Below are 17,362 nucleotides of genomic sequence, written 5' to 3'. Positions count from 1 at the left end.
GGGGTTTGTGAAACTTCGTGTATCGATTCAAGCAGGTGCCCGCCGGACATGCGGCTGTTGTGCTTTCATGGCATTCTCGGGGGATGGAATCACATCCCGCCCCCCGTTCCGAAGCCGTGTTGCGTCCGCCAAAATTGCAGGCGGGCGACAGGGTCCGTTTTGTTTCCCCGGCAAGCACGCCGGATCGCGATGCCGTGATGCGGGCGGCGGGCGTGCTTGAAAGCTGGGGATTGCTCGTCGATTTCGGGCCGCACGCCTTTCACAAATGGGGGTATCTCGCCGGCACCGACGAGCAGCGGCTTTCCGACCTGAACGACGCCTTTCGCGATCCGCAGGTGCGGACGATTTTTGCGACGCGGGGCGGCAAGGGGTCCTATCGCATCGCCGACGGCATCGATTTCGAGGCGGTGCGGCGCGACCCGAAACCGCTCGTCGGCTTCAGCGACATCACCATCCTGCACCTCGCCCTGTGGAAGCAGTGTCGTCTGGTCTGCATCGCCGGCGGGCTGATGGGCGACAGCCTCGGCGGTCCGCCCGGTGAAACAAACAGCGCGCTGCTGAGGCGCCTTTTGACGTGCGAGGACGACATCGTGCTCGAAGCCCGGCCGGAGGAGCCCACCCACGCGCTCACCACGCATGGGATGGCGCGGGGCCGGCTGATCGGCGGCAACCTGGAGCTTGTCGCCACGGCGGCGGGATGGTCGCTGCCGGATCTGCGCGGTGCAATCCTCATGCTCGAGGCGATCAGTTTGCATCGCGGCCAAGTGGACCGTAACCTCACCATGCTGCGCAAGGCCGGTCACCTTGATGGCCTGGCCGGTATCGCGGTCGGCCAGTTCACCGGCTTCGATTTGAAACTCAGGCCCAGTGTTATCGACATCCTGCGCGATCACCTGCGCCGGCTCGACGTGCCGATCCTCGGAGGACTGCCGGTCGGCCATGGCGAGCGGGCCTTGAGCATCCCGCATGGCGCCATGGCGACGCTGGACGCATCGGCGCAGACGCTCACTATTCTGGGGCGCGAGGAACAGACGGAAGATTGAGGGTCGGCCGGGCGCTTATCGCGACGTCTTCAGCCAGGGCGAGGGGCCGTTCCAGAAGATCAGCTCGGCGCCGAGAAAATCGCCGGAAAAGCCGCGGAATTCATCCTTGGCGGCGGGCTTCCTGGCCAGATGGCCGCGGTGGCCGGCCTGCGGTTCGCGCGTCGCCATGGCCAGTTGCCCGCTCCCGCCCGCATTGGACGCAGCAAGCGCCGGTACGGTTTCCCTGGTGGTCGGCGCGGCGAAGGCGGCGGTGTTCAGGACAAGCATCGCCATGGCGATCGGCAGGGTCTTGGTGAGGCGCATCGGTTCGTTCTCGGCGGGTCATCGGGGCCGGCGCGGGCCGGTGGCAACGATGTGTGGGAGGAAAGGGGCGGTTCCGTGGCATGCCGCGTGAGGCCATCGGCCGCAAGGCGGTCTCGTGTGACTTTTCCACATGATGAGCGTACGGGCACCCGATGCGGAGTAACCCTCGGCTGCCTCGCTGTGGCAGATATTTTCTGCTGCGTTGTGTCGGTTCCGCGTTTATTCCTGCGTCATTGGGAAAGAGGAGTGAACCGAATGCTGTATGCGATCCTGTGTTACGCCAATGAAGAGACCGTGTTCGCCTGGTCCAAGGATGAGGAAGAGGCGGTGATGGCGAGGCTCGTCACCGTCCAGGAGCCCTATGCCAGGGCCGGCAAGCTCGGGCCGGTCGGACGGCTGATGCCGACGACGACCGCCACCACCGTGCGCAAGGGCAAGGACGAGGCGCTGGTGATCGACGGTCCGTTCGCCGAGACCAAGGAAGCGCTGCTCGGCTTCTACACCATCGATTGCGACACTCTCGAAGAGGCGGTCGCCTTCTGCAAGCAACTGTCCGCCGTCAATCCCGGTTCGAGCTCCTACGAAATCCGTCCCTTCTACGTCTTCCGTCCCGGAGATCTCGCGACATGACCGACCTTGCCTGGATCGACACGACGCTGGCTGCGGCGCGACCAAGGGCTCTTGGCGCGCTGCTGCGGTATTTTCGTAATCTCGACACCGCCGAGGAAGCGTTCCAGGAAGCCTGTTTGCGGGCGTTGCGCAGCTGGCCGGACAAGGGGCCGCCGCGCGACCCCGTCGCCTGGCTGATCCTCGTCGGCCGCAACAGCGGCATCGATGCCGTGCGGCGCGGTGCCCGGCTTGAGGCGCTGCCCGACGAGGACCTGATCTCCGACACCGGCGATGCCGAAAGCGACATGGCCGACCGGCTCGACGGCTCGCACTACCGCGACGACATCCTGCGGCTGATGTTCATCTGCTGCCATCCGGATCTGCCCGCCACCCAGCAGATCGCGCTGGCGCTGCGCATCGTCTCCGGCCTCAGCGTGCAGCAGATCGCCCGGGCCTTCCTCGTCGGCGACAGCGCCATGGAGCAGCGCATCACCCGGGCCAAGGCGCGGGTCGCCAGGGCGGGCGTCGCCTTCGAGACGCCGGGCGTTGCCGAACGGGCGGAGCGGCTGTCCAGGGTGACGACGATGATCTATCTCGTCTTCAATGAAGGCTACAGCCAGTCCGATCCCAAGCGCGATGCCTGCGCCTTTGCCGACGAGGCGATCCGCCTTGCCCGGCTGCTTCTCGGCATCTTTCCGTCCGAACCGGAGATCATGGGCCTGCTGGCGCTGATGCTGCTGCAGCTTTCCCGCCGTGCCGCCCGTTTCGATGCCGAAGGCCAGATCGTACTGCTGGAGGACCAGGACCGCAGCCGCTGGAACCGCGAGGCGATCAACGAGGCGCTGGCATTGATCGAAAAGGCGATCCGTCATCGCCAGCCCGGCCCCTACCAGATCCAGGCGGCGATTGCGGCACTGCATGCCCGCGCCATCAGGGCCGAGGATACCGACTGGACGCAGATCGAACTGCTTTACCGCACCCTGGAGCACGTGCAGCCGTCACCGGTCGTCACCCTCAACCGCGCCGTTGCCGTCGCGAAGCGCTCGGGTCCTGCCGAGGCGCTGGAGATGGTGGAGCAACTGGTAGGCGCTCTCGACGGCTATTTCTATTTCCACGGCCTGCGGGGCAATCTTTTGATGCAGCTCGGCCGCAACCACGAGGCCCGCACCGCCTTCGGCCGCGCCATCGCGCTCGCCCAGTCGCCCGCCGAAGCCGCCCATATCCGGCTGCAGCTCGACCGTTTGAAGGCGGATGCCGAAACCTCCCTCGGATAAAAGCATCATAATCGGTTTTTCCTGTCGCAAGGCCCGAAAACCGGCCTGTCCCATCGAAATTCTCGAACGAAACCTTCCAGATTTTACATTTGCCTTGTTTCGCCGGCATACCTATTTCCATGCCACGCGCAACGAGGTGGATGATATGGAACTCGGTCTTTATACTTTCGCGGATGTCGATCCTGCGGCTGCCGCCAAGGGGCCGGAAGCGGCGCGGCGATTGAAGAACCTCCTGGAGGAGATCGAACTGGCCGACCAGGTGGGCCTCGACGTCTTCGGGCTCGGCGAACATCACCGTCCGGACTATGCCGCCTCGGCGCCGGCGACCATTCTTGCCGCGGCTGCGGTCAAGACGAAAAACATCCGCCTGACCAGCGCCGTCACCGTCCTGAGCTCGGACGACCCGGTGCGGGTGTTCCAGCAGTTCGCCACCCTCGACCTCCTGTCGAACGGCCGCGCGGAGATGATGGCGGGGCGCGGCTCCTTCATCGAATCCTTCCCGCTCTTCGGCTACAATCTCGAAGATTACGACCAGCTGTTCGAGGAAAAGCTCGATCTGCTCATGGCGCTGCGCGACGGCGAGACGGTGACCTGGCAGGGCGAGATGCGTGCGCCGATCAACGGCCGCGGCGTCTATCCCCGCCCGCTGCAGGACCCGTTGCCGCTCTGGATCGCCGTCGGCGGCACGCCGCAATCGGTTGCCCGTGCCGGTGCGCTCGGCCTGCCGGTGGCGCTGGCGATCATCGGCGGTGAACCGCGGCGTTTTGCGCCGCTCTTCGATCTCTACCGCGAGGCGGCCCGCCGGGCCGGCCAGGACCAGGCAAAGCTGAAGACCAGCATCAATGTCCACGGTTTCATTGCCGATACGACCGAAGCCGCCGCCGACCAGTTCTACGGGCCGCAGGCGGCGGTGATGAACCGCATCGGCCGCGAACGCGGCTGGGGACCGACGAGCCGGGCGCATTTCGATGCCTCGCGCGGTCCTTCGGGCGCATTGTTCGTCGGTGATCCGGAAGTTGTGGCGGAAAAGATCGTCGCCCACCACACGCTCTTCAAGAACGACCGCTTCCTGCTGCAGATGGCGATCGGGCTGATGCCGCACGAACAGATCATGCGCGGCATCGAGCTTTACGGCACCAAAGTCGCTCCCCTGGTCAGAAAGGCATTGACCGGAGGGGCGGAAGCGGCGAAAGCCACCGCTTGAACCGAAAGATTACGACAGCGGAACGATCATGGTCATCTCCACCGAAGACGAATTGGCGAAACTGAGGGAAATCGGCCGCATCTGCGCCAGCGCCATGCAGACCATGGCCGATGCGCTCGAGCCCGGCATCACCACCGCGGAACTCGACATGATCGGCCGGAAATTCCTGGAGGCGAACGGCGCGGAGTCGGCGCCGGAATTCTGCTACCAGTTTCCCGGAGCGACCTGCATCAGCGTCAACGAGGAAGTGGCGCATGGCATTCCCGGTCCGCGGGTCATCCAGGCGGGCGACCTCGTCAACATCGACGTCTCGGCGGTGAAGGACGGTTTCTTTTCCGACACCGGTTCGTCCTTCATCGTGCCGCCGGTGACGCCGAAGATCGACAGGCTGTGCCGTGACGGCAAGCGGGCGCTGTGGGTCGGGGTCAACCAGGTCAGGAGCGGCCAGCCGATGGCGAAGATCGGCAATGCCATCGGCGCCTTCGCCGCCAAGAACCGCTATACGCTGATCACCAACCTCGCCAGCCACGGCGTCGGCCGCTCGTTGCACGAGGAGCCGAAAGAACTGTCCACCTGGCCGGACCCCGACGAAACGCGGCTCATGACGGAAGGCCTCGTCTTCACCATCGAGCCTTTCCTGTCGCTCGGCGGCCAGTGGGCCGAGGACGGTGACGATCCCTGGACGCTCTACAGCGAGCCGCGGGCGCCGACGGTACAATTCGAACATACCCTGGTGGCGACGAAGAACGGCCCGCTGGTGCTGACGCTGGCCGCCTGAGCGCCGGCCGTGCGGCGGAGTTCGATAGCAACTGTGATCGATCGATCAGAATAAGTCGTTTGTCGCCGGGATGCTGCACTGCGATAAAAGCGCATGCTCAAGTCTACCGCCACCTCCGCCCCGAACATGATCTCGCTCGGCTTCGTCGGCGCCCTGTCGATGGCTGCGGCCATGGGTTTCGGGCGCTTTTCCTACACGCCGATCCTGCCCGGCATGATGGTCGGCCTCGGCCTGTCGGCGGCGGATGCCGGCTTGATCGCCGCCGGGAATTTCGCCGGTTATCTCGCAGGCGCGGTGCTTGCCGCCTATGGCTGGGCATCCGGGCGCGAGCGGACGGTTGCTGTTCTGGCGCTGCTTGCCAACGCGGTGCTGCTGCTGGCCATGGCGTTTGTGGATACGGTGCCGGCCTTCGTGGTCATCCGCTTTCTTGCGGGGCTGGCAAGCGCCTTTGCGATGATCTTCACCTCGTCGATCGTGCTCGGCCATGCCGCCCTGCGGGCCAATGAAAATGTGCAACCGGCGCATTTTGGTGGTGTCGGGCTGGGCATCGCGCTCTCCTCCTTCATGGTGGTGGCGCTGGCGATGCTTTTCGACGGAGCGCAGGAATGGCGCTGGGACTGGATTGTCGGCGGCATCTTCGCCTTGGCTGCCGCGCTGGTTTCATGGGTGATGCTGCCGCAGGCGCCACGGGCAGCCGGTGCGGAACGCAAGGAGCCGCCGCTCGTCTGGAAACGACCCTTGCTGCTGCTGACCTTGTCATACGGCCTGTTCGGCTTCGGTTATGTGGTCACGGCGACCTTTCTGGTGGCGATGGCGCGCAGCGGTTCGGCAAGCCACACCGTCGAATTTCTTTCCTGGTTCATCACCGGCCTTGCCGCAGCCGCGTCCCTGCTTTTGTGGCGCCCGTTCCAAAGACGCTTCGGTCTCGGCGCCGCCTATATGGCGGGCCTGCTGACGGAAGCCGTCGGCGTGCTGGCGACCGTCATGCTGCCCGCCGGCAGCGCGCCGCTGATCGGCGGGCTGCTGTTCGGGGCAACCTTCCTGATGATCACCGCCTATGGACTGCAGATCGGCCGGCGGCTGAGCCCGGAAAGCCCGCGCCGGGCCTTCGCGATCATGACGGCCGCCTTTGGCATCGGCCAGATCATCGGGCCGCTGGTTGCCGGCTGGCTGGCGGAGGCGACCGGAAGTTTTACGCTGCCGACCCTGGTGGCCGCCGGTGTTCTTGTTGTCTGCACCCTGCTCGTCTTGCCGGTTCGATCGCAGCTCCACTGAGCTGGCAACGCCTGAGAAGGCCTGGAAAGCCTGGAATATGCGTTTATTCGAAATTTAACGTGTTGCCTTTATTTTTTGGCATTCATCAATTTGAATGCTCGGAGAAGACAATGAAGGCGCTCAAGATATCAACCCGGCTCTATCTTCTTGTCGGCTTGTCGCTGGCGATCTTTTCGATGGCGCTGATCTACGGATTGTTGCACAGCCAGGAGGCATTGGTCAGCGAACGCAAGGCAAAGCTGAGCGCCATGGACCAGAGCATGATCACCCTCTTCAAGCTCTATCACGGCATGGAGACCGCCGGCACGTTGAGCCGCGAGGAAGCCCAGGCACGGGCGAAGGATGCGGTGCGGGCGCTGCGTTATGAAGACAGCGGCTACTTCTGGATCAACGACATGAATGCCGGCATCGTCATGCATCCGATCAAGCCGGCGCTGGACGGAACCGACCAGTCCGGCATGAAGGACCCGACCGGCAAGCACATCTTCCAGGAATTCGTCAAGACGGTACAGACGAGCCCGACACGCGAAGGTTTCGTCGATTATTACTGGCCGAAGCCGGGCTTCGAGGAGCCTGTGCTGAAATATTCGCACGTTGCCGGTTTCGAACCCTGGGGCTGGGTCGTCGGCACGGGTGTCTATGCGGACGACCTCGCCGCGATGTTCCGACGCAATGCGTTACAGACGGCCGCCATCGTCGGGCTTGGCGCGCTGGCGATCCTGCTGGTCGCCTTTGCCGTCGTCCGCAGCGTGGTCAAGCCGATCGAACGGCTCAAGGCATCGATGCAGGCGATTTCCGAGGAAAATGTCGAGGCGGCCATCCCTGAAACCGATCGGGGCGACGAAATCGGTGAGATGGCCAAGGTCGTCGGCCTGCTGCGCGATTCCGTACGCGAACGGATCGACCTCAGGCAGCGCGAGAGCGACCAGCAGCAGCGGCTCGGGGCGGAGCGCCAGCAGTCGGAAAACCAGCAGCGTGCCCTTGCCCGCTCGCAGTCGGATGCCATGAACACCGTGGGTGCCGCGCTGGAATGTCTGGCCAATGGCGATCTCACGGCGTCGATCAAGGACATCGCGCCGGAATATTCGAAATTGCGCGACGACTTCAACCGGGCGGTGGAGGCGCTCAGCACCGCCATCCATGCCATCGCCCACTCCACCGATATCGTCCATGGCAGCGCCGGCGGCATTTCCGAGGCGGCCAACAATCTTTCCCACCGCACCGAGCAGCAGGCGGCCTCGCTGGAGGAAACAGCCGCCGCCCTCGACGAGATCACCGCCACGGTCCGCAGCGCTTCCGAGCGGGCGGCCGAGGCGAGCCGCATGGTCGGCGAAACCAAGCAAAGCACCGGCAAGTCCGGCGCGATCGTCCGCGATGCCGTCTCGGCGATGAGCCGCATCGAGGAGGCGTCCAGCCGTATCAGCCAGATCATCGGCGTCATCGACGAGATCGCCTTCCAGACCAACCTGCTGGCCCTGAATGCCGGGGTCGAGGCGGCGCGTGCCGGCGAAGCGGGCCGCGGCTTTGCCGTCGTCGCCCAGGAGGTGCGCGAACTGGCGCAGCGTTCCGCCAATGCGGCCAAGGAAATCAAGGGCCTGATCAACAACGCCACGACCGAGGTCGGTAACGGCGTGTCGCTGGTCCGCTCGACGGGCGATGCGCTGAACGAGATCGAGGCACTGGTCAACCGCGTCAACGAGCAGGTCATCTCGATTGCCACGTCCGCCAAGGAGCAGGCCGTCGGTCTTGCCGAGGTCAACACGGCGGTCAATCAGATGGACCAGATGACCCAGCAGAACGCGGCGATGGTGGAAGAAACCAACGCCGCCAGCCAGACGCTGACCCAGGAAAGCAACCAGCTGAAGGCGCTGATCGAGAATTTCCGGCTGTCATCGGCGGAAAGGCCCGTCGCCACGCGGCGGGCCGCCTGAGCGGCGCCACCCGCCAGGCATATGATCGGCGAAGCGCGGCCATCGAGCCGCGCTTTTTCGTTGGTCGAGATGTTCATGCGGGCCGCAGTTACAAATACGTAACAATGGATTGAGCCCATTGCCGCGTTCTTCGATCTGCCTTAGTTTCCGGCGAAATACGGTGTTGCAACGCACCTGGAAATTTCACTTTCGAGAAAGCCACGTCTTCCGTGTTTCACTCCTTTTTTCCCCAGCCCAAGCTGTTCTTCACCTCCCTTGTCGTCTGGACCGCCATTTGTATCGCCATCTGGTATACGGTGGGCGTCGATGCCGGCATCGCGCTCGGTTTTTCGCCGCTGCCGGAAGGCCAGGAACCGCCGATCGACCTGCGCTTCTTCCTGACGCCGGACAATCTGTGGTTCTACATCTATTTCGTCACCTGCACGCTGGCCTTCGGCGCGTTCTGGAAGATCAAGGCCCGTCACCATCCCTGGACGAACTGGTCGATCTGGGGGTCGGCGCTGATCATCTTTTCCACCTATTTCGGCGTCCAGGTCTATGTGGCGATCAACAACTGGCGCCGGCCCTTCGGCGACCTGCTGCAGAACGCGCTGACCGGCAAGCCCGGCATCACCGACGAGAATTTCTACTCGCTGATGCTGATCTTCTGCCAGATCGCCTTTCTCAGCATGTTCGTCTCCATCCTCACGGATTTCTTCGTCAGCCACTACGTCTTCCGCTGGCGCACGGCGATGAACGATTTCTACATGTCGAAGTGGGAAAAGGTCCGCCATATCGAAGGTGCCTCGCAGCGTGTGCAGGAAGACACGATGCGGTTCGCCAATATTCTCGAAGGCCTGGGCGTCAGCCTGATCAATGCGGTGATGACGCTGATCGCCTTCCTGCCGATCCTGTTCGCCCTGTCGAGCTACGTCTCGACGCTGCCGATCTTCGGCGCCGTGCCGCATGCGCTGTTCTGGCTGGCACTGCTGTGGTCGATCTTCGGCACCGGCCTGCTGGCGATCGTCGGCATCAAGCTGCCGGGGCTGCAGTTCCGCAACCAGCGTGTCGAGGCGGCCTATCGAAAGGAACTCGTCTATGGCGAAGACCATGCCGACCGGGCGCAGCCGATCACCGTGCAGGAACTTTTCGCCAACGTGCGGCGCAATTATTTCCGAATGTATTTCCACTATCTCTATTTCAACGTCGCCCGCTATTTCTACGTCCAGGCGGACTCGCTGTTCGTGACCTTCATGCTGGTGCCGACCATCGTTGCCGGCAAGATCACCTACGGTATCTACCAGCAGATCCTCACCGCCTTCGGGCAGGTCAGCAACTCCTTCCAGTATCTCGTCAATTCCTGGACGACGATCATCGAGCTGCTTTCCATCCACAAGCGCCTGAGAGCTTTCGAAGCAGCAATCGAGGACGAGCCGCTGCCGTCGATCGACCAGCGCTTCATGGAGCGCCAGGGCAACGAACAGGTTCCGATCGAAGAAGATTGATTTTGCGATATCAAAATGAAAACGGCCTGATCCAAGATCGGGCCGTTTTCATTTCTGGATGTCTATCGTGGGCGCTTTAAAGAAAAAATGCCCAGATCAAAAGAACGAGGAAGAGCGGAACGCCCATAATCCAGAGAATAAGTCCGCGAAGCATGATCGATCTCCATTGCTGTTTCTCGGAACAGGAAACGCGTTGCGCTCCGTATAGGTTCCCGGACGGAGATGCATTTTAGATGGGTGGCGATGCTTGCGTTTCAGAAGGCGGATTGGCTGCCTGCAACCTTGCCGTTCTCGTCCTGCTTCATCCGCCGGATGGCTTCCGGATAGGTGACACAGGCGACGTCGCTCCTGTGGCAAACGTCGCTCAGAAGCCTGTCGAGCGCCCGCCAATAGGCGCCGCCATTCATTTCGACGAAATGGAAGCCGAGCTGAAGGGGAATGCGCTCCCCGTCATATTGCTTGTCGAAGGCCGCCTTGAAGGCGGCGTAGGTGCGCTCCTCGAATTCCTGCGAGCGTGAAGGATTTTCGATGCCGACCGAGTGGCGGACGAACAGGTTGTAGTCCATGCCGATCACCGGCCGCTGCTGCGGTCCTTCCGGTATCAGCGGCAGGCCGAAACGCACGAGGCCGTCCTGTTCGGCCGGGGGCCGGGGGCCTTTTGTCACCAGGCTGGCGTCGTAGAGGAAACCGTCGGCTGTCTCCGCATCGGTCAAGGCCTTGCTGGTGGAGAGATAAGGCGCCCGGAAGCCGACGATGCCATGCGTGACGAAATCCTGCCATGCCGCCGGTTCCTCGGCCTTGAGGCCGATACCCTGCCAGACTGCGGCCAGGGTCTGGCGGAACGTGCGGAACTCCGCCGTCCATTCCGTCTTCGTCCAGTCCTTGCCGTCGAAATGGCCGCAGGCATGGCTGCCGATATCATGGCCTTCGAGATGGGCATTCCAGATATGATCGAGGCGCGTGCGGATTTCTTCGCCGCTCTGCGCGAAGCCGACATTGGAGCGGCCCTTCTTGTGGCCGGGCGCCTGATAGGCCTTCCTGGCATCGGCATTCATCAGGAAGGTGCAGGAGAGGAAATAGGTGAAACGGGCGCCGGTCCGTTTCGCCATGTCGCGGCTTTTCTGCCAGAGCGCATTGTCATGGGCGCCGTCGAAAGAAATCAGCAACAACTGCTGTTTCGGGGTCTCGGCGAAGGCGCCGGCGGACGGCAGCGAAAAGGCAAGGGCTGAGAGAAAAAGCGAACGGAACATCGGGCACCACGCATCGTCAAAACGCGGCTTCTTGCCCCAGGAATGCGGCGAAGCTTTGATGGTGCTGGCATTTCGGCCGGCTTGCCGGTAAGTCATGCCGATACGCCAATCCAGCCAAAAGGATATCCGCCATGACGCTGCTCGTCGTCGGCCTCGTTCTCTTCCTCGGGATCCACCTGATCCGCGTCGTCGTTCCGGGCTTCCGCACGGCGATGATCGAAAAGATGGGGAAACCCGCATGGACGGCGGTCTATTCGATCGCCAGTGTCGTCGGCCTCGTGGTGCTGGCTTACGGTTTCGGTGCAGCACGCAGCGAAGGCTGGGGCATGCTCTACAATCCGCCGGTCTGGACCTCGCATCTCGCCGTGACGCTGATGCTTATCGCCACGATCTGTCTGGTCGCCGGCTTCCTGCCGGCGGGATACATCGCCACGAAGACGAAGCATCCGATGGTTCTGTCCGTGAAGATCTGGGCACTGTCGCACCTGCTGGCCAACGGCGAGGTCTATTCCGTGCTGCTGTTTGCGGCGTTCCTGGCCTGGGGCGTGATCATGCGGATTATGCTGAAGCGCCGCGAGCGCGCCGGCGAAATCGTGCGGCGGCCCTTCGTTTCGGGGCTCTATGATATCGTCGCCATCGTCGTCGGCGCTGCCGTCTGGTGGGCGATGATCTGGAAAATTCACCTGTGGTTGATCGGCGTCGCGCCGATGCCGCAACTGTTTTCGTGACAACACCCCTTACAACGGCCGCAAAATCGGGTAGAAGGCAGCAAAACCGCTGCTTGGGGCGTGCTTGCAGGATCGCCGGAGATAGAAATGGCATTGAACGACGACAGTTTCATCCGCGAGGTGAACGAGGAACTCCGTTCCGACCAGATCAAGTCCGTCTGGCGCCGGTTCGGGCGTATCCTGATCGCCGTCGCCGTTCTCATCGTCGTCGGCACGGCGGTGCATCGCGCCTATGACTACTGGCAGACGCAGAAGGCGTCCGGCTCGGGAGACCAGTTCCTGTCGGCGCTGAAGCTCATCGATGAAAAAAAGCCGGATGAGGCGCTGAAGGCGCTCGAAACGCTGGCGGCCGAAGGACACGGCTCCTATCCGCTCCTGGCGAGCATGCGTTCGGCAACGCTCCTGGAGGAGAAAGGCGATGCCGCCGGTGCCGTCGCGGCATTTTCGGCCATCGGCAAGGACGCGCAGGCGCCGACCGCGCTGCGCGACGTCGCGCGCCTGCGCGCCGCCTGGATCCTGATCGAGAGCGGCAGCTACGAACAGGTCTCCGCCGAGGTGGAGCAGATGGCGACGCCGCAGAACGCGCTACGCCATTCCGCCCGCGAAGCCTTGGGGCTTTCCGCCTACAAGGCGGGCGACATCAAGCGCGCCAAGGACTGGTTCCAGCAGATCATCGACGATACCGAAACGCCGCGCAACGTCGCCAGCCGCGCGCAGATCATGCTTGATCTGATCGCTGCCTCGGGCAAGGCTGCCTGATCAGGATACCGAAACCGCCGCGTGAAAGGCCTCACGCGGCATGGTTCGGCTTATGGATATATTGATGTCTCCCGGGGCCGAAGGGCCTTCGGGAGATATGTTTTAGGGCCGTGAACAAAGGATAAGAAGAACGATGAGTTTCACAGTCGCTATCGTCGGACGCCCGAATGTCGGCAAGTCCACGCTTTTCAACCGGCTGGTCGGCAAGAAGCTGGCGCTCGTCGACGACACGCCGGGCGTGACGCGTGACCGTCGTCCGGGCGAGGCCAAGCTCATCGACCTGCGCTTCACCATCATCGACACGGCCGGTCTCGAAGAAGCCGGGCCGGAAACGCTGGAAGGCCGCATGCGGGCGCAGACGGAAGCAGCAATCGACGAAGCCGACCTGACGCTGTTCGTCATCGACGCCAAGTCCGGCCTGACACCGCTCGACCAGTCCTTCGGCGACATGCTGCGCCGGCGCGGCAAGCCCGTGGTGCTCGTCGCCAACAAGTCGGAAGCGCGCGGCTCGGACGGCGGCTTCTACGATGCCTTCACCCTCGGCCTCGGCGAACCCTGCCCGATTTCGGCCGAACACGGCCAGGGCATGATCGACCTGCGCGACGCCATCGTCGCGGCGATCGGCGAAGACGTCGCTTTCCCGGAAGAGATTGACGAGCCGGAGACCAATGTCGACATTGCCCGCACCGCGGGCGACGACGAGATGGAGGAAGACGAAGAGGCCTATGACGACAGCAAGCCGCTGCGCGTCGCCATCGTCGGCCGCCCGAACGCCGGCAAATCGACGCTGATCAACCGCTTCCTCGGCGAAGACCGGCTGCTGACCGGCCCGGAAGCCGGCATCACCCGCGATTCGATCTCGGTGGAATGGGAATGGCGCGGCCGCACGGTCAAGATGTTCGACACCGCCGGCATGCGCCGCAAGGCGAAGGTGCAGGAGAAGCTGGAAAAGCTGTCCGTCGCCGATGCGCTGCGGTCGATCCGCTTTGCCGAAACCGTCATCATCGTTTTCGACGCCACCATTCCTTTCGAAAAGCAGGACCTGCAGATCGTCGACCTGGTGCTGCGCGAAGGCCGGGCGGCGGTGCTCGCCTTCAACAAGTGGGACATGATCGAAGAACCGCAGGCGGTGCTGGCCGACCTGCGTGAAAAGACCGAGCGGCTGCTGCCGCAGGCGCGCGGCATCCGCGCGGTGCCGATCTCCGGCGAAACCGGCTATGGTCTCGACAAACTGATGCAGTCGGTCATCGATACGGACAGGGTCTGGAACAAGCGCATCTCGACGGCGCGTCTCAACCGCTGGCTGGAATCGCAAACCGTGCAGCATCCGCCGCCGGCCGTTTCCGGCCGTCGCCTTAAGCTGAAATACATGACGCAGGTCAAGGCCCGCCCGCCGGCATTCATGATTTCCTGCACCCGCCCGGACGCCCTGCCGGAATCCTACGTGCGCTACCTGATCAACGGCTTGCGCGCCGATTTCGACATGCCGGGCGTGCCGATCCGCATCCATTTCAAGGCCGCGGAAAACCCGTTCGAGGGGCGCAAGAAGAAGCGCTGATCGGCCACGCGCTACGCCGCCGGCGTTTCGGCGGCTGGCGGTGCGACGCTTTCGTGCTATGACGGGCATCGATATTGGCTGCCGTTGCAGCGCGAGGCGAGGGAATTTGCGATGCCGTCCACCGACCTGCTGATCGCCTTCCTGGCGACCACGGCCATCTTTGCCTATATTCCCGGGCCTGCGATGCTGTATGCGGCGGCGCAGACCATGGCGGGGGGACGGCGGTCCGGCCTGATGGCCGTGCTCGGCATCCATCTCGGCTGCTACGTTCACGTGCTTGCCGCGGCGGCGGGGCTGTCGATGCTCTTTCACGCCGTTCCGCTGCTTTATACCGTGGTCAAGCTGGCCGGTGCCGGTTATCTCGTCTGGCTGGGCATCTCGCTGTTCCGCGCCAGGGCGCAAGGTGACGACATGCCGTCCGGCTTCGCGCCGAAATCCGGCTGGCGTGCATTTTTCGAAAGCGTGACGGTGGAAGTGCTGAACCCGAAGACCGCGATCTTCTTCCTCGCTTTCCTGCCGCAATTCGTCGATGCCTCCGCTGCTTTGCCCGTCTGGGCGCAATTCGTCGTGCTGGGGACTGTCGTCAACCTGATGTTTTCGTCGGCGGACGTCGTGTGCGTGATGTTGGCCGGGGTGGTCACCGACAGGCTCAAGCGGTCCAGCCGTGTCCAGCGCTGGATGCAACGGACCGGCGGCATGGTGCTTGTCGGGCTCGGTGCCCACTTGGCGCTCCAGCGGAGCTGATCAGTCGGGAAGGACGGCGAAGCTGTTTGCCGCCTTGCGCGTCGGCTTCCGCCTGCGGGCGTTGGCCACCAGCACGTTGTCGAGGAACTGCCGGCCGGCGCTTTCCCAGGAATAGGTTTCCGCAAGCGCCCGTGCCGCCTCGCCCGAGGCGGCACGGGCGGCCAGGCAGGCTTCCCGCAGATCCTCGTGCAGGACGCCGGCCTGCGGATGATCGCGCAGGATGTCGATCGGCCCGGTGACCGGATGGGCGGCGACGGGCACGCCGCTCGCCAGCGCCTCGATGATGGTGTTGCCGAAGGTGTCCGTCTTCGAGGGGAAGACGAAGACATCGGCCTGGGCATAGGCGCGGGCGAGATCGTCGCCGAACTTCAGGCCGGTGAACAGTACGTCCGGATACCGGCGCTCCAGCTCGGCCTTGGCGGGGCCGTCGCCGATGACCACCTTCGAGCCCGGCAGGTCGAGGTCGAGGAAACCCGGCAGGTTCTTTTCCAGCGCGATGCGGCCGACGGTCATGAACAGCGGCCGCGGCAGGCCAAAGGGCATGGCGTCCTTGACCGCCGGCTGGAAGAGATCCGTATCGACGCCGCGGCTCCAGCGCACGATATTCCTGATGCCGCGGGCAGCCAGTTCCTGCTCCAGGCTTTCCGTCGCCACCATGCAGGCGGAACCGGCATTGTGGAACCAGCGCACGAAGGCGTAGAGCAGCGATTTCGGGATCGGCAGCCGGGCGGAGATATATTCGGGAAAGCGCGTGTGGTAGCAGGTGGTGAACGGCATGCCGTTGCGCAGGCACCATCGGCGTGCGGTCAGACCGAGCGGGCCTTCGGTGGCGATATGCACGAAGGACGGCTGGTGCCGTTCGATTTCGGCGGCGACGCGGCGGTAGCTGGCGATCGACAGGCGGATTTCCGGATAGGTGGGGCAGGGGATGCTGGAAAAGCGTTCCGGCGTCACCATGGAGACGCGGGTGCCGAGGCGGGTCAGTTCGCGATTGGTGTTTTCGATGGACCGGACGACGCCGTTCACCTGCGGATGCCAGGCGTCGGTGACGATGGTGATGCTTGCCATGATGTGTCTGACTTCGCTTGGCGGACCCGGCCGCGTTTGACAGGGGGCGGCAGGGCACTCCTGGCGCACGATGCCTGGCATTATCGCGCGATTCCATGATAGCAATATTACAGGCCGCTTCATCTCCCTGTTTCTACGCAATTCCGGACACAAAACCGCTGCGCGCTTTTGCTGGAATTGCTCTATTCCACCAGCTTTTCATAGGCGATCAGGGCGCCATGCTCGCCGATGACGCGGGCGGCGACCGCCGCGCCGAAACCGGCAGCCTCGACCGCGTCGCCAGTTACGAGATAGCGGGCCAGGAAGGCGCCGTTGAAGCTGTCGCCGGCGCTCGTGGTGTCGACGACCTTGGCCTCGACAGCGGGCACCAGCCGCGGTTCGTCGCCGAAGCTGACGGTTGCGCCGTGCTCCCCGTTCTTCACCACGATCTTTTCGACACCCAGCCCATGATAGCGGTTCATCGTCGCCGCGACGGAAACATCGCCGAAATGCGTGGCCTCGTCGTCGAAGCTCGGCATGACGAGGTTTGCGGCGCGGGCGCCGTCGCTGATGGTGGCGAGCATGGTCTCGCGTCCCGACCACAGCCGCGGGCGAATGTTCGGATCGAAAGCGACGAGCTTGCCGCTCGCCTTGGCGCGGCGCAGTTCGGAGAGCAGGGTTTCGAGATCGGCGACGGGCAGGATGGCGAGCGTGATGCCGGAGAAATAGACGACATCGACGGCCTCGATGGCCCGGCGCAGATGGTCGGCATCGGCGGCGAGCGCGCGGGCGGCGGAGGTGTCGCGCCAATAGCTGAAGGACCGTTCGCCGTTCTTCAGATGGATCATGTAGAGGCCGGGGGTGCGGCCGGCAATGCGGCGGATCGCCGACGTGCCGACGCCGGCGCCGGCCATGAAGGCGATCATTTCTTCCGAAACGACGTCATCGCCGAGCCCGGTCAGGTAGTCGACCGACCATGTGGCGGGCAGGCAGGCGCGGGCATACCAGGCCGTGTTGAAGGTATCGCCGGCAAACCCCTTGCGCAGCAGGCCGCCACCGGCCTGCGAAAGCTCCACCATGCATTCGCCGATCGAGAGAAAACGTCCACCCAAAGCCCTGCCCCCCACTAAGCATTGATAGAATCGGCAATACGCCGGCGAGGCGCTACAGGCAAGTCCAGTCCGGCGCGCCTGGTGCGCGCGACCCATTTTGGGCTCCCGCAAATCGCTCGTACCGGCCTTTGCTTATCCTCGATGCGCCGATGCCGCGTGCTTTCCTGTGGAGAAATCGAAATCGCCGGCTGTGGCCTTTTCTCCGACTTGGTCTTACCCTCTTCTTCGAGACCGACCCGAGATTCCCCTCCGATTTTTCCCTT

General features: G+C 63.7%; 16 protein-coding genes. 12 read left to right on the top strand and 4 right to left on the bottom strand.

Going from position 1 to position 17,362, the window contains the following annotated elements:
* The first annotated feature begins 83 nt into the window (after window positions 1–83).
* Window positions 84–1,043: a S66 peptidase family protein gene (locus DEM27_RS04495; protein ID WP_109457013.1), complete on the top strand. Its 960-nt coding sequence runs from the start codon at window positions 84–86 to the stop codon at window positions 1,041–1,043.
* A gap of 15 nt (window positions 1,044–1,058) precedes the next feature.
* Here DEM27_RS04495 and DEM27_RS04490 read toward each other — a convergent pair whose 3' ends face one another.
* Window positions 1,059–1,346, bottom strand: a complete 288-nt coding sequence (locus DEM27_RS04490; RefSeq protein WP_109457012.1) for a hypothetical protein — start codon at window positions 1,344–1,346, stop codon at window positions 1,059–1,061.
* A 255-nt stretch (window positions 1,347–1,601) separates the two neighbouring features.
* Between DEM27_RS04490 and DEM27_RS04485 the strand changes: the two genes are divergently transcribed.
* The 7 genes from DEM27_RS04485 to sbmA all read left to right on the top strand — a co-directional run bounded on the left by DEM27_RS04485 (window position 1,602) and on the right by sbmA (window position 9,901).
* Window positions 1,602–1,976, top strand: coding sequence for a YciI family protein (locus tag DEM27_RS04485; RefSeq protein ID WP_109457011.1), 375 nt, complete (start codon window positions 1,602–1,604; stop codon window positions 1,974–1,976).
* A complete protein-coding gene (locus tag DEM27_RS04480) occupies window positions 1,973–3,229 on the top strand; it encodes an RNA polymerase sigma factor (RefSeq protein ID WP_109457010.1) in 1,257 nt (418 codons plus the stop codon). Before DEM27_RS04485 ends, DEM27_RS04480 begins: the two co-directional genes overlap by 4 nt.
* Window positions 3,230–3,374: 145 nt before the next feature.
* Entirely contained in the window at window positions 3,375–4,433 is a 1,059-nt protein-coding gene (locus DEM27_RS04475; RefSeq protein WP_109457677.1) for an LLM class flavin-dependent oxidoreductase, read from the top strand.
* Window positions 4,434–4,461: 28 nt separating this feature from the next.
* Window positions 4,462–5,211, top strand: a complete 750-nt coding sequence (gene map, locus DEM27_RS04470) for a type I methionyl aminopeptidase (protein WP_109457009.1) — start codon at window positions 4,462–4,464, stop codon at window positions 5,209–5,211.
* A 93-nt stretch (window positions 5,212–5,304) separates the two neighbouring features.
* A complete protein-coding gene (locus DEM27_RS04465; protein WP_109457008.1) occupies window positions 5,305–6,486 on the top strand; it encodes a YbfB/YjiJ family MFS transporter in 1,182 nt (393 codons plus the stop codon).
* Between the two features lie 110 nt (window positions 6,487–6,596).
* Window positions 6,597–8,417: a methyl-accepting chemotaxis protein gene (locus tag DEM27_RS04460; RefSeq protein WP_109457007.1), complete on the top strand. Its 1,821-nt coding sequence runs from the start codon at window positions 6,597–6,599 to the stop codon at window positions 8,415–8,417.
* Window positions 8,418–8,626: 209 nt separating this feature from the next.
* Complete coding sequence (gene sbmA, locus DEM27_RS04455) at window positions 8,627–9,901, top strand: peptide antibiotic transporter SbmA (RefSeq protein ID WP_109457006.1); 1,275 nt, start codon at window positions 8,627–8,629, stop codon at window positions 9,899–9,901.
* A 254-nt stretch (window positions 9,902–10,155) separates the two neighbouring features.
* Here sbmA and DEM27_RS04450 read toward each other — a convergent pair whose 3' ends face one another.
* Complete coding sequence (locus tag DEM27_RS04450) at window positions 10,156–11,151, bottom strand: polysaccharide deacetylase family protein (protein ID WP_109457676.1); 996 nt, start codon at window positions 11,149–11,151, stop codon at window positions 10,156–10,158.
* A 131-nt stretch (window positions 11,152–11,282) separates the two neighbouring features.
* Between DEM27_RS04450 and DEM27_RS04445 the strand changes: the two genes are divergently transcribed.
* The 4 genes from DEM27_RS04445 to DEM27_RS04430 all read left to right on the top strand — a co-directional run bounded on the left by DEM27_RS04445 (window position 11,283) and on the right by DEM27_RS04430 (window position 14,940).
* Entirely contained in the window at window positions 11,283–11,879 is a 597-nt protein-coding gene (locus DEM27_RS04445; protein ID WP_109457005.1) for an NnrU family protein, read from the top strand.
* A gap of 87 nt (window positions 11,880–11,966) precedes the next feature.
* Window positions 11,967–12,638 (top strand): tetratricopeptide repeat protein, encoded by a 672-nt coding sequence (locus tag DEM27_RS04440; protein ID WP_109457004.1) that lies wholly within the window; start codon window positions 11,967–11,969, stop codon window positions 12,636–12,638.
* A 133-nt stretch (window positions 12,639–12,771) separates the two neighbouring features.
* Window positions 12,772–14,196, top strand: coding sequence for a ribosome biogenesis GTPase Der (der, locus tag DEM27_RS04435; protein WP_109457003.1), 1,425 nt, complete (start codon window positions 12,772–12,774; stop codon window positions 14,194–14,196).
* A 111-nt stretch (window positions 14,197–14,307) separates the two neighbouring features.
* Window positions 14,308–14,940 (top strand): LysE family translocator, encoded by a 633-nt coding sequence (locus tag DEM27_RS04430; RefSeq protein ID WP_109457002.1) that lies wholly within the window; start codon window positions 14,308–14,310, stop codon window positions 14,938–14,940.
* On the opposite strand, the gene DEM27_RS04425 is transcribed toward DEM27_RS04430, so the two are convergent.
* On the bottom strand, window positions 14,941–16,008 hold the full coding sequence (locus tag DEM27_RS04425; RefSeq protein WP_109457001.1) for a glycosyltransferase family 4 protein: 1,068 nt from the start codon (window positions 16,006–16,008) through the stop codon (window positions 14,941–14,943).
* A gap of 182 nt (window positions 16,009–16,190) precedes the next feature.
* Window positions 16,191–17,099 (bottom strand): sugar kinase, encoded by a 909-nt coding sequence (locus DEM27_RS04420; RefSeq protein ID WP_109457000.1) that lies wholly within the window; start codon window positions 17,097–17,099, stop codon window positions 16,191–16,193.
* Between the last annotated feature and the right edge of the window lie 263 nt (window positions 17,100–17,362).

The sequence above is a fragment of the Rhizobium album genome, assembly GCF_003122325.1.
In the GTDB taxonomy this organism is placed as follows: domain Bacteria; phylum Pseudomonadota; class Alphaproteobacteria; order Rhizobiales; family Rhizobiaceae; genus Metarhizobium; species Metarhizobium album.
This window is presented reverse-complemented; position numbering and strand designations above follow the sequence as displayed.

What these genes read in the sequence shown, in the direction of transcription:
- DEM27_RS04495 (WP_109457013.1), top strand. Translation starts at nt 84, where the DNA reads ATGGAATCACATCCCGCCCCCCGTTCCGAAGCCGTGTTGCGTCCGCCA.
- DEM27_RS04490 (WP_109457012.1), bottom strand. Translation starts at nt 1,346, where the DNA reads ATGCGCCTCACCAAGACCCTGCCGATCGCCATGGCGATGCTTGTCCTG.
- DEM27_RS04485 (WP_109457011.1), top strand. Translation starts at nt 1,602, where the DNA reads ATGCTGTATGCGATCCTGTGTTACGCCAATGAAGAGACCGTGTTCGCC.
- DEM27_RS04480 (WP_109457010.1), top strand. Translation starts at nt 1,973, where the DNA reads ATGACCGACCTTGCCTGGATCGACACGACGCTGGCTGCGGCGCGACCA.
- DEM27_RS04475 (WP_109457677.1), top strand. Translation starts at nt 3,375, where the DNA reads ATGGAACTCGGTCTTTATACTTTCGCGGATGTCGATCCTGCGGCTGCC.
- map (WP_109457009.1), top strand. Translation starts at nt 4,462, where the DNA reads ATGGTCATCTCCACCGAAGACGAATTGGCGAAACTGAGGGAAATCGGC.
- DEM27_RS04465 (WP_109457008.1), top strand. Translation starts at nt 5,305, where the DNA reads ATGCTCAAGTCTACCGCCACCTCCGCCCCGAACATGATCTCGCTCGGC.
- DEM27_RS04460 (WP_109457007.1), top strand. Translation starts at nt 6,597, where the DNA reads ATGAAGGCGCTCAAGATATCAACCCGGCTCTATCTTCTTGTCGGCTTG.
- DEM27_RS04450 (WP_109457676.1), bottom strand. Translation starts at nt 11,151, where the DNA reads ATGTTCCGTTCGCTTTTTCTCTCAGCCCTTGCCTTTTCGCTGCCGTCC.
- DEM27_RS04445 (WP_109457005.1), top strand. Translation starts at nt 11,283, where the DNA reads ATGACGCTGCTCGTCGTCGGCCTCGTTCTCTTCCTCGGGATCCACCTG.
- DEM27_RS04440 (WP_109457004.1), top strand. Translation starts at nt 11,967, where the DNA reads ATGGCATTGAACGACGACAGTTTCATCCGCGAGGTGAACGAGGAACTC.
- der (WP_109457003.1), top strand. Translation starts at nt 12,772, where the DNA reads ATGAGTTTCACAGTCGCTATCGTCGGACGCCCGAATGTCGGCAAGTCC.
- DEM27_RS04430 (WP_109457002.1), top strand. Translation starts at nt 14,308, where the DNA reads ATGCCGTCCACCGACCTGCTGATCGCCTTCCTGGCGACCACGGCCATC.
- DEM27_RS04425 (WP_109457001.1), bottom strand. Translation starts at nt 16,008, where the DNA reads ATGGCAAGCATCACCATCGTCACCGACGCCTGGCATCCGCAGGTGAAC.